This is a genomic window from Brevibacillus sp. MER 51, from assembly GCF_023714195.1.
Lineage (GTDB): Bacteria > Bacillota > Bacilli > Brevibacillales > Brevibacillaceae > Brevibacillus.
The window spans coordinates 224225-236045 of record NZ_JAMAUS010000001.1 but is presented as its reverse complement, the minus strand read 5'-3'; the positions used below and the strand labels follow the sequence as shown (position 1 = coordinate 236045).

11 protein-coding genes are annotated in these 11821 nt (G+C 43.4%); 2 read left to right on the top strand and 9 right to left on the bottom strand.

Annotation, left to right across the window (positions count from 1 at the left end):
* Window positions 1-23 precede the first annotated feature (23 nt).
* From M3630_RS00890 to M3630_RS00880, 3 genes are read right to left on the bottom strand one after another with little or no spacing between them, the layout of a single operon-like run.
* Window positions 24-1340 carry an opine metallophore biosynthesis dehydrogenase gene (locus tag M3630_RS00890; protein ID WP_251250893.1) on the bottom strand — a complete coding sequence of 439 codons (1317 nt, stop codon included), beginning with the start codon at window positions 1338-1340 and terminating at the stop codon, window positions 24-26.
* Window positions 1341-1358: 18 nt separating this feature from the next.
* Complete coding sequence (locus tag M3630_RS00885) at window positions 1359-2165, bottom strand: methyltransferase domain-containing protein (protein ID WP_251250892.1); 807 nt, start codon at window positions 2163-2165, stop codon at window positions 1359-1361.
* The gene (locus tag M3630_RS00880) at window positions 2162-3019 is read right to left on the bottom strand and encodes a histidine racemase CntK family protein (RefSeq protein WP_251250891.1); all 858 of its coding nucleotides are present in this window, start codon (window positions 3017-3019) and stop codon (window positions 2162-2164) included. Before M3630_RS00880 ends, M3630_RS00885 begins: the two co-directional genes overlap by 4 nt.
* Before the next feature lie 335 nt (window positions 3020-3354).
* Between M3630_RS00880 and M3630_RS00875 the strand changes: the two genes are divergently transcribed.
* Window positions 3355-4554: an MFS transporter gene (locus M3630_RS00875; protein WP_251250890.1), complete on the top strand. Its 1200-nt coding sequence runs from the start codon at window positions 3355-3357 to the stop codon at window positions 4552-4554.
* Window positions 4555-4587: 33 nt separating this feature from the next.
* On the opposite strand, the gene M3630_RS00870 is transcribed toward M3630_RS00875, so the two are convergent.
* The 4 genes from M3630_RS00870 to M3630_RS00855 all read right to left on the bottom strand — a co-directional run bounded on the left by M3630_RS00870 (window position 4588) and on the right by M3630_RS00855 (window position 8680).
* Window positions 4588-5229 (bottom strand): YczE/YyaS/YitT family protein, encoded by a 642-nt coding sequence (locus tag M3630_RS00870; protein ID WP_232772855.1) that lies wholly within the window; start codon window positions 5227-5229, stop codon window positions 4588-4590.
* A gap of 107 nt (window positions 5230-5336) precedes the next feature.
* Window positions 5337-7157 (bottom strand): PAS domain S-box protein, encoded by a 1821-nt coding sequence (locus tag M3630_RS00865; protein ID WP_251250889.1) that lies wholly within the window; start codon window positions 7155-7157, stop codon window positions 5337-5339.
* Between the two features lie 138 nt (window positions 7158-7295).
* Complete coding sequence (locus M3630_RS00860; RefSeq protein WP_251250888.1) at window positions 7296-7865, bottom strand: cupin domain-containing protein; 570 nt, start codon at window positions 7863-7865, stop codon at window positions 7296-7298.
* A gap of 131 nt (window positions 7866-7996) precedes the next feature.
* Window positions 7997-8680: an MOSC domain-containing protein gene (locus M3630_RS00855; RefSeq protein ID WP_251250887.1), complete on the bottom strand. Its 684-nt coding sequence runs from the start codon at window positions 8678-8680 to the stop codon at window positions 7997-7999.
* A gap of 127 nt (window positions 8681-8807) precedes the next feature.
* On the opposite strand from M3630_RS00855, the gene M3630_RS00850 reads away from it, so the two are divergent.
* The gene (locus tag M3630_RS00850) at window positions 8808-9701 is read left to right on the top strand and encodes a LysR family transcriptional regulator (protein WP_251250886.1); all 894 of its coding nucleotides are present in this window, start codon (window positions 8808-8810) and stop codon (window positions 9699-9701) included.
* Between the two features lie 162 nt (window positions 9702-9863).
* Here the strand turns inward: M3630_RS00850 and M3630_RS00845 are convergent, their stop codons facing one another.
* Window positions 9864-10310 carry a hypothetical protein gene (locus M3630_RS00845; RefSeq protein WP_251250885.1) on the bottom strand — a complete coding sequence of 149 codons (447 nt, stop codon included), beginning with the start codon at window positions 10308-10310 and terminating at the stop codon, window positions 9864-9866.
* Window positions 10311-10444: 134 nt separating this feature from the next.
* Window positions 10445-11809 (bottom strand): sensor histidine kinase, encoded by a 1365-nt coding sequence (locus M3630_RS00840; RefSeq protein ID WP_251250884.1) that lies wholly within the window; start codon window positions 11807-11809, stop codon window positions 10445-10447.
* Window positions 11810-11821 lie beyond the last annotated feature (12 nt).

Below are 11821 nucleotides of genomic sequence, written 5' to 3'. Positions count from 1 at the left end.
CCATTTCCTCCAGAAAATACGTGTTAGTATGGGTTCTTTGATCCGATACCCTTTTCGATCTCACTACATATCATTTTCAAATCTTCTGCAAAGCTTTGCACAACGAACGCATCCGATAACTGTTCACCCTTACGTGTACGCGCAGCTTCCGAAATTTTACTCTCGTACGTTTCAATGAATGTATCGATCGTCGGGCAACTGATATCTATGTATCTTGCAATGCCCTGAATCATTTTTATCCGATAGTAATCTTCCTTTGGCATGCGCGGGATATCCCAATACCCTTCTCTATTCATAAATATTTTCTGGATGGGGACAGCAGAAAAATCGAAGTATCTGCCATCTGAATCTGGCTCCGAAAAAGGATCAATCAACAGTGAGGTATATCGAATGAACAATAAATACTCTTGGTGAATCGTTTCGTAATGAACGAAATTTTCGATATCATCACGTGATAGACTTTCCAGCCTCACCGGATAGTTGTCATCTGTCATGAACTTTAGCAAATTGAGCCCTTTTATATTGAGCTTTTCCACCACTTTGGTAATCTCTTTCCATTGAGCCAGCATATCGCGTATGAGATATTGCGTGATGGGGCCCTCTGGAAACATTTTGTATACGTACTTTTTGATTGGTTCCTCACCAAATATCACACGAAGGGAGAAAGCATTCATAAACAGTGGCGGATGCACGTATAGCGATATGTTTCGCGTTTCCGCTTCGATCGGAGAGTCCATGACTTCCAACTGAATACCTAATTGCTCAAATAACTCACAAAGTCTTTTTACATTCGGGGAGAAAGAGCGCGTCGAGCCGATGTAAAGCTTTTTCTTAACCCCTGTCGTAATCACTCGATTTGAAGGCTTATCATGGAACCAGCGTGTATCACCAAGGTATGTAGAAAAACTGATAATCTCCGCATTCGAACCAATCCTGTTTAAATAATGGCGTAGTAAACTGTTGGAACCAAAGGTGGGAGAAACCAAAACCATGCACGTTATTCGTTGTAAAACCTGATCATTTATTTGTTGTAAAACCTCTGTATATGCATCTGTTGTGACAGATAATATGAAGGTATCCCATTCCCCTGTAACGCTCCCGTATCCATGGAATACATGATCGATTTGGCATTCGCCTTCCATCTTTTGATGCTTTTCATTTTGAATATCTGCGCGAATTTGCTGACTGCTTTGCTTAAGTGCAGTAAAGAATGATTTGGAACGAACAGACTCACGCCCAACGACCCCGACGCAACAATTCCAATGTTTTTTAAGCATGACAGCCATTTGAATGGAAGCAGGACCTGTTCCCAATAGCAAGATTCGTTTCATATCTCCCATAGAAACCTCCTTTTAAGATCAGCATGCAGCCGATGCTTTTTTGTACAACGCGATATCAAATACATGGTCGGGACGCAAGATGGTTTCAATCAGCTTCCATTTCCGCTGATCTACCTCTCTCATCGGGTAGTTAAAAAGGGATTTCATTTGATTGCCGTATCGCATCGCCACGATCACTTGGTCATTTGTCAATGGATGTAATTGTTCCAGGAGATCATACTTATTTGCAACCGTTGAACTAAAGATGATATGGGTTGCATCCTTCGTCATATCAAGTCGTTCCACAAACTCTTTCTCCAAGCGGATAGACAATCCACTTCCCAGCCTTTCTACAACACTCCGCCCTAGTTCGATGGCCTCCTCATCAATGTCGATACCAACTACTTCTGCTCCAGTCCGCTTCGCAATCAATAATGGCGTCATGGGAAAGGAACCTGAGCCTACCATCAACACCTTTGAATCAACAGTAACTTGAAAACTCCCAAATTCTTCTTCAATACAAGATTCTATGTTTTGAAAGTAGTCGGTCTTGTCGTCAATCCCTTTTAGCAGCTTCAACGCACGATATTTCTCCATAATCGCAACGCAAATCGCCGACGATTTCCTTACATTCTCCACAAGCTGGTTCAATTGGTTTGCGATTGGCTGTTCTATCTGCTCCCAGGCTTCTTTGTTTCTTTCATCCGTTATGAAAGTAGAATACTCATCGATGATCTTCTCTAACTCCGAGCTGTAATGGATGGTACCGTCATATCGATCGGCTAAATGGGTGAACCTTTCAAGAAATGCAGTCAACTGTTGATGCAACTGTTCTGGTCTATTCATTCCGTTCTCCCCTTGCTGTCTTGAATCTCGATGAATGCTTTGCCTTGTGCCACGATTCCGACTGCACCTTCTATTTTGAGACTTGTTACTTCTTCTTTTTGCCAAGAGGCCGTTACATGAATCGTGCCTCCCGGTTGCCTGATGTGAGCAGTGATATCGCCTTGCTTTTTCCAAGCCAGATAGGCCCCAAGTGAAGCAGTACCTGACCCACAGCCGTTTTCCCAGATCATGCTATCTAATGACGGAACAAAGATAAGTGGAGCCAATTCATTCGAAGCTGGCTGATACAATAGCACCCCGATTAAACTCAACCCTACTGTTACTCCAAGCAGCTTGGCTAAAGATTCCGCACGTTTTCTTACCGCCTCACTGAACTGGTCTACTTCAATCACGATGTGAAAGAAATCTTGATACCTCACAATCACCATGTTTATTTCGTCGCCATCATAGTTGACTGACTGCTGCTCGATCTTTTTGGGAAGAGGCATCGAAACTTGGCAGTAATATTCGTCTTTAATTCTTTTCACTTGACAAACAACGAAATGATCTGTGCCGGAAGCTTCCAAAACAATTTCAGTCAAATCATGATGCTGTAGACCATTTTCATGCGCGATAAGCAACGCTAATGCCATGCATGCGTTGCCGCAAAACTCACCCCCAGCCATTTGCAGATGTGCTGCTGCTCCATGATTATTCGGTTTTTCAATAAAACCCACTTGTTCAGCATGGACACTAGCGTAGGACATAATTTTTGAGGCGATGTGCGTATACTCTTCAGCTGGATGATTGTTTTTCACAAGAATGGTCATATTTTGTGTGGGATTAAACTTTATAAAATCGATTTCCCGTTTCATCTCAACCTACCCTCTTACCATATTTTTGATGAAAAGCTAATGACCTTAGATTAACCGTAATGATTACGATTTAATGCTTAAAAAAATAAACCGTAATGATTACGATTATTATTGAGTAAATCATAACCACAATTTGGGTGTCTGTCAACGGTAGACTTGTCGTTCTTTATTCCTTTTCTCGAACTCGATCACCCTTCCAGGGATGCGCTCTAGTATTTTCTAGTAGGATTTTTACATTTATATAAGAAGAATACCTTGACTTAACAAAGTGGAACAGGTAATCTTTACCCGCACCACAAACGGATTTTATCGTACAGAAAGGTTGTATTGACTTCATGGCGTTATCTCAAACTACTACCAAGAAACAGGTCAACAAGGAAAAGTCTTCTATCTCTTTGCTCTCTCTTACCGTCGGTTCTTTTGCCATTGGGATGACGGAATTTGTCATTATGGGGCTTTTGCCGAATGTTGCAGAGGATTTGAATGTCAGTATTTCATCTGCGGGACAACTCATTACCATGTATGCTCTGGGGGTAGCCGTCGGCGCACCGATCCTGACAGTCCTCACCCATCGGATTCCTCAAAAGAAGCTACTCTGTCTCCTTATGATTCTATTTATTCTCGGGAACGGAATCTCTGTGTTTGCTCCCAACTACGAAATATTGATGGGAGCACGCCTGATCACCGCTTTGACGCACGGGACGTTCTTTGGGGTTGGGGCTGTTGTAGCCTCCAGTCTTGTAAGTCCTGACAAGCGTGCCGCAGCCGTTTCCATTATGATGGCAGGTCTGACGATTGCTAATATTATTGGTGTGCCTCTGGGGACTTTCATTGGTCAGAACATGGGATGGCGAGCCTCATTTGGCTCTATTGCGATCATGGGAATGATAGCACTGATCGGAATACTCATTTTTGTCCCAAACATCCGGCAAGAAAATACGGGGAGTATCACTGGGCAAATTACTGCCCTACTCAAGCCGAAGCTTCTTCTATACCTCTTGATCGGAGCTCTAGGCAATGCAGGTTTATTCACCGTATTTACGTATATAACGCCACTGCTGACGCAAATTACCGGTTTTGCTGAGTATCATGTAACGTGGATTCTTGTCCTCTTCGGCTGTGGTGTGACCATCGGCAATATCGTGGGCGGAAAACTTGCGGATTGGAAGCTGATGCCCTCCATTCTCGGACTTTACTTAATAATATGCATCATTCTGACGCTGTTTACGTTTACCCTGTATAGTCCCATAGCTGCCGTATTGACCATCTTTCTTTGGGGAGCTGCTTCTTTCGCTGTATTTCCAGGGCTGCAAGTACGGGTGATGAATCTCGCTCAGAATGCACCAGCACTTGCTTCTACCTCCAGTCATTCTGCCGGAAATCTAGGAAATGCTACTGGCGCTTTCATTGGTGGATGGGTGATTACACATCTTGATATAACCTCCCTCCCATGGGTCGGTGCGATGCTCGTAGGACTGGGTCTGATTTTGGGAATCGCATCCTATCTGGCTGAACGCAAACCGCAACAAAGTTGAAAAGGGTACTCAGTATGAGCACCCTTTTTTCTTTTACCCTGTTTTTGCTGTTCCGTACGGTTTTGCCAACATTCGTTCCCACATCGGAATAAACTGCTTGATCAGCGGTCCAATGGCAAGGGCCGTCACAAATGTCCCCACCGAAACAGGCCCGCCAAGTAACAAGCCCAACACCATGACCGTGCACTCTATACCGATCCTGACTTTACCGATGCCCCATCCCATTCGTTCATGTAATGCTAACATAAAACTGTCACGTGGACCCGCTCCCAATCGTGGTGATATATACATCCCTGTTCCGATCGTATAGATGAGCAGACCGACAACGAACAAAATAGCTCGTTCTACAACGGTCTCTCCTGTAGGAATCCAGTTCAGCCACATAAAAATGTCAATAAACAGCCCAAAGAAAAACATGTTTAAAAACATACCCACGTTAGGCCGGATCTTGCCAATGATGTAGGAAGCGAGAATGATCATGGCTCCCACGATCTGCGACCATATGCCGATGGTCAGTCCAAATGTCTTCTGTAATCCAATATGCAGTGTATCCCATGGCGCAACACCTAAATGAGCCTCAATCATCATGCCTATGCCTAACGCCATGACCGCCAGTCCGATCATAAACACACTGTATCGAACTGCAAGCGGATGAAGCAGAAACTTCCTCCACATGAATTTCTCCCCCTTTAATTATTCTGACTTTTCCAACGCGCGTAGGTGGAGATTTGGTGAATACTACCTTATCAAAAACGATTTGCGAATTCATAAGGATCACCTTCCTATTTCGAAATGGGAAACATGATTTCTACGATGGTACCCTGGTTGATCTCACTTGAGATGGTGATGGTTCCTTGATGATCTTTCATTATTTTATTGCTGACAAGTAAACCTAAGCCTGTTCCTTTCTCTTTCGTGGTATAAAACGGTTCACCGAGCCTGGGCAGCAGTTCTTGGGAAATGCCACATCCATTGTCGGTAAAACGTATCAGCACTTGGTTATTAGGTAGACATGTGGTTTCTATGCTGATTATGCCATTCGTCGTGATAGCATCGAGGGAATTCTTCAATATATTGATAAAGACTTGTTTTACTTGATTTTCTTCTCCATTAATAGCTATCGGAGAATGACTGAATATTGTGTTGATTGTAGTGTTGTTTAGATTTGCTTCTGATTCAAGAAACTTTACCACGCTTTCAATGAGCGGGTGTAAAAGAATCCGCTTCACATTCAGCGTTTGCGGTTTGGCCAATACAAGTAGCTCACTCACGATAAAGTTGATTCGATCTAACTCGGACAACATAATGTCTGTATAAGTAGCGCCCCCAGTTAGTGTTGGCCGCAAATATTGGATAAAGCCTTTCAATGCCGTAAGCGGATTTCTTATTTCGTGCGCGATACTTGCAGCCAATTCACCGATGACGGACAACTTCTCTGTTCTGCGGAGAAGTTCTTCATTTTGTTTCCTCTCCGTTATGTCACGTGTAATGTTGATGAAGTATTGATTTCCGCCATCCGAGCTAAAAAACGGCATCCCTCTTGATTCGAGGTAGATCCATTTCTCGTTTTCCAGTTTGTATCGATACTCACATGTAACCGGGATATCGAACTGAATCATCGTGGAAAATCGCTCACAGACGAGTGCTGCATCTTCTGGATGTATGTTCTCAAAAATAATATGGCTCGTACCTAATTTCTTCACATGGGAAGGTGAACTATACGTTACGTGACCGTACTTATCCATCACGGAAATGAAGTCAGCCGTGTGTTCGGCAATGAAGCGATATTGTTCCTCGCTCTTGCGCAAGGCTTCTTCGGAGTGTTTTCGCTCGGTGATATTGCGTGAAACGAATAGGAAGCTATCAATCTCTTTGTTCTCAGACATAATCGGAACACAACGTGACTCCCAATACACCCACGATCCATTTTTATGACGTAATCGAATCTCCATTTGAACATTTTGGGGATGCATAGAGATTAAGGAACGCAGATCTTTCACGGTTTTTACATCATCAGGGTGAATGAGATCAAAACTATTCGTTTGAAGAAATTCATCCTGAGTGTATCCCAAGTGGTGTTCGATAGAAGGAGATACAAAAAGATTATTCATGTGTACATCATGTTGGCAAATAACATCACTCGTATTTTCTACAAGGATGCGGTACTTTGCCTCGCTTTTCACAAGTGCTTCTTCCGCCATTTTGCGGTCCGTAATATCTCTGGCGATGACTGAAGTGCCTACAATCGTACCTTCTGTATCTCTTATAGGGGAAGCTGTTAGACCAACCTGAACGATCTCGCCATTTTTTCGTTGACGCACGGTCTCATAGCCCGTTATATTTTTTCCTGCAAATTTAATCTCGTGGAAAATGTCCTTTGTCTCGTTAATGAGATCTTCAGGTACAAGACAGTACGGGTCATTCAGGAGATCTTGATATGTCCAACCATAGATTTTTTCAAAAGCACTATTCAAAAAAAGTATATTACCCTGCATGTCCCTAATTGAAATCGCGTCCGTAGTAGTTTCAACAAGTGACTGAAGCAGCTCTTTCATGTTGAACTGTTCTTGTCTAAGGTTGATTCGCTGAGCTTCTTTATCCATAGGTTTATACCTTCCTTAAACGAAGATTGTGAATAACGTTAATATTCTATGCCCGTTGAAAATATCCTTGAGAAAATATCTATCCCACTAAAAAAATCCCGCCCCTTAAAAAGGAGCGGGATATTCTGCCACCATTTCTTATTGAGGGCTTTGCTCAGAAGCCATGGCATTGGCTTTTGTCTCATGAACAGTGCCAAAGGGATGTTGCGGTGGCGCATAGATGGAATATACCTTAAGCGGCGTATTGCCTGTATTGATGACATTGTGCCATGTGCCCGCGGGAACCATGATGGCATCGTTATCATTGACTCTTCGTTCAAAATCTAAATGATCTTGGCGATCGCCCATCCGAACCAGTCCTTGACCTTCTTCCACTCGGATGAATTGATCTGTATTCGGATGGTTTTCTAAACCAATGTCGTCTCCAACATTTATGCTCATTAGCGTCACCTGCAAGTGCTTCCCTGTCCATAATGCCGTACGAAATGTGTTGGATTGCTTTGTGGCTTGCTCAATATTCACGACAAAAGGCTTTGGTCCATAATCTCTCAATTCGATGGTATTCTGATAACGATCCCAGTATCGATTCCCATTCGCATGGCCCCAGTTGTAATAATGAGGGCTCCACCCATAGTGAAAATGGCTGTTATTCCAGCCGGCAAGCACGGGATAATACCCTTGATGATAATGGTAATAGTTGTTGTACATCTCAATCTCCTCTCCAGTGTAAAGGATTTACCCTTTAGCCTATGTAGCTACCTGATGACAGGTAACTATGCCGAAGAGCAACTTCAGATGGTACTACACAACCATCACATTCTTCCTTGCCTTTATTGTCGTTATGCTTGGTGGCCGGTCATCCTTTCACGGGTATCAATTTCCACGCCGGATAATCGTTTGCTAAAGGTCGCTCGCCAATTTGAGGACAGTTCTTCTACTTCCAACAGATTTTTCATCCCATCGATATTGTCTTTTTCTTGATGCATGATTCGGTTTGCATACGATACAGTTATTGCCTTTGGATGGCGCGAGAGCCTTGTCAACACATCTGAATGCGATACCAGCCCTTCTTTCAACACGCGGAAATAAAAGCCGGTATAGCCTGTCTCCTGTACCTTAAGCAGCATTTCAGGTACACCGTATCGTACAGACAATTTGTAACAGGGCTGTCTCGGTTGACTCACCTGTACGACCGCATCCCCTAGCTGAAAGGTATCACCGATACAAACATCCGTTTCTACTAATCCCCTGATCGTCAAATTTTCTCCGAAGGCACCGATTGGAAGCTCCGTCTGTAATTCAGCCTCCCAAAATGGGTAGTGCTCATAGGGATAGACGCATACAGCCTTTTCTTTCCCACCATGGTGGACAAGATCTGCTTGCCCATCTCCCTCCAAGTTCAAAAAGGATAAATATAGAGCCTTTGTGGTCGGGGTTTTGTAAATACCGGTAGAAACCTCTTTGTTTTGATACGGTACCTGTTTGGGTTTCCCTACATTTATCGAAAGGATTTCGATATTCACAAGCGATCACCTCATACTTTCATGAAAATGTATATAGTGCAGTACATTCATATAAATTTATAATGGTTTATTCTATAATGATAGGAAAATCCTATTATTAGTTCATAAATCGCTGGAGGGATGGTCGTTGGAGCTCAAGCAATTAGAGTACTTTATGGCACTGTGCCAGGAGTTGAATTTTACTCGTGCAGCCGAGAAATTGGGTATTGCACAGCCTTCACTCAGTCAGCAAATCCGTTTGCTTGAGCATGAAATCGGCATGCCCTTGTTTGATCGCATCGGCAAACGAACGGTGATGACGGAAGCAGGCAAAACATTGCTTCACCATAGCTATCATGTGTTTCATGAATTGTCACAGGCGCGTGCAGCGATTAGCGAGCTGCAAGGCTTAAGCAGAGGTGCATTAAAGATTGGTGTACTGCTGACAGTTGTCAATTACTTGCTCCCGCCTACTGTTATTGAGTTTCACCAGCGTTATCCAAAGGTTGAATTGTCTGTTTTCGGGTTGAGAACCGGTGATATTTATGAAGGACTTCTGAAAAACGAACTCGATCTGGGGATTGTTTTTTTGCCTATGGAGCATGACGATCTGGAAACCATTCCGCTCTATACAGAAAATCTGGCATTAGGAGTTCCTGCGGATCATCCGCTCGCGAAGGAAACGTTTGTTTCACTTGCGATTTTGAAAGAAACCCCCTGCATTTTATTGCCGAACACGTACTTTTTGCGTCAGTTGATTGATGAAACGTGTAAGGAGCTGGGCTTCTCGCCACAGCCTGTTTTGGAAATGACCACAATGGAATCGATTACGAATATGGTCGGGCAAGGTGTCGGTGTCACGGTACTTTCGAAAGGCTACCTCGACTATATCGATGATAAACGGATTCGCACGATTCCGATCCAACAACCTAATATGACGGCGCAAATCGGTATCGTTTACCGGAAAAACAAGCATTTGTGTGCAGCAAGCCGAGTTTTTATGGAGCAGTTGATTGCTTCGGTTAAGCGTGATGAAGGTTGATCATGCGTGAGTCAAGATTAGTTTATGATGAGGCGAATCATTGTTCAATAGCATCGTTGTTATCATTTCGATAGGTATTCCCTATCATTTGTCAGGTACTCAGGTACTCAGGTACTTAGGAATCACCTGTATTCGGCTTAAAATGAATGCAGCTTATGGTTATCATAGGGAATCACGATGAATAAAGCCTTTGAACGCTTCAATAAATTCTCTATACTGGCTTTTTTCGAAAGCTAAAGGCGGAACATGGATCGGCTTTGACATGTCCACGCCATATCCGAACGTTTTCCAAATGATGTAATCCTTCGCCTCCTCTACATACGTGGTGACAACTGTACAAGAGAAATCCATGTCATCCGAACAAACCAAAATAGGAAGAGCAATATTTGTAAAAGAAAGCAATGCGAGGACTTTTTGTTGATCGCGATTATCAAACAGTCCGATAGGTGGAACTAATAAATCAAAAGAACGACTCTGAGTATTTTGATTCAAATAGTCATTCAAAGTGATGTCATTGATTGTAATGACGTATTGGGGATGCTGAAAACCCTTCATCTGATCTTGGCGTATTTCGATTTTACTATGTATGTATTTATGGGCCTTACCCACTGTAAGCACCTCCGTCAAGGATGACTCTTTGTATTGACTCCCTTTCATTTTACATGTTCATAAATCAGAACACTATGAGAAACGAAGGCTCTGGAATGCACGCTCACAGAGCCAATCGTTACTCTTTCGTGTCGTCAATCTATTCCCGCTTTTTTCAACGAAACATGAACACTCAAGCCTCTATCCGCAGAAGGAGCAATAGAGATGCTTCCCTCGTGATCTGCGACAATCGCTTGGGCGATGGCCAGACCAATCCCGCTTCCGCCCCTTTTTCGCGTACGGGATTTGTCCACACGATAAAATCGCTTAAAAAGGTGGGGAATCTCTTTTGCCTGAATACCGATCCCTGTATCCTCTACCACAATGTGCACAGCCTCTTCATCCCCATATGCGCGTACCTTCACTTGTCCTTCATCTGTATATTTCCGTGCATTGTCCAAAAGGATGTCCAACAACTGGCGAATCCGCTCCCGATCCATCAAAAGGACAAGCGCTTCTTCCCATTCAAAAAGCAGCTTAATTTGTGGAGGGAAAATGGGAACCCACGCTTGCTTTACTTCCAGAAGCAGAGGGATTAGTGGCTGCACGACTTTCGTTGAGCCTAGTTGTGAGTTATGCTGCAATTTGGCTAGCGACAACAGATCATCAATGAGTTTGAATAGTCGTTTACACTCCTGCTCCACAGCAGCGAGTGCTTCGTCCCTTACTTCTGGTTTGTGCTGCCCCCATCTTTGCAGAAGACTTGCATACCCTTCAATAATCGAGAGCGGTGTACGTAATTCATGAGAGGCATCTGTGACGAATCTCTGCTGATAGACCATTGCTTCTTCCATACGATCTAACAACAGATTAAAGGCATGGATCAGCTCGTAGATTTCAGTCTCTACGTGATGATGGTGAATTCGCTGGGAGAGACGTTGAGGGAAAATGGAATGGATTTGCTGGATAAGATGATCGAGAGGCTTCAGTCCCCAGTTGCTCAACCAGTAGCCTCCAATCGCCGAAAGTAGCAAGGTAAAAAAGGACGAGAGAAAAAGAATCGTGAGCAGGATGGAAAAATACCATTCAAGTGCTTCTGTCGTAGTAGAAATTTGCACAAACAAAAGCTCCGATGTGAACGGTAGCTGCACAGGTTCTTTTGCGACCAAGGTCCTTTCATAATAGTCTTCCGGCTCTTTTGTCCAATTGGCTCCCTGTATTGAAGCGATTTCCTTGCCGTTTTGGTCGCTGATGTTGATGAATTGATTGACGTCAGCGTAATTGGTTAGCAAACGCGTCAGATAGGGAATCTTCAAAGATGCTTCTTCGGTGATTTCTGTTTTCAAATCGGCTGCGATGGCCGTCGCTTTTTGATTGAGTAATTTTTGCTCATGTTGATGGACGAGATTAGAGGTACTGAAAAAAATAAAAATAGACAAAAAGAGAAGCAAAACCAGCATGCCAGAGCTAAAAAACAGTGTCAGTCTCCATTTGAGTGAGTATCTGCGAGGTGTAAGCACTGCGTTCTCCTT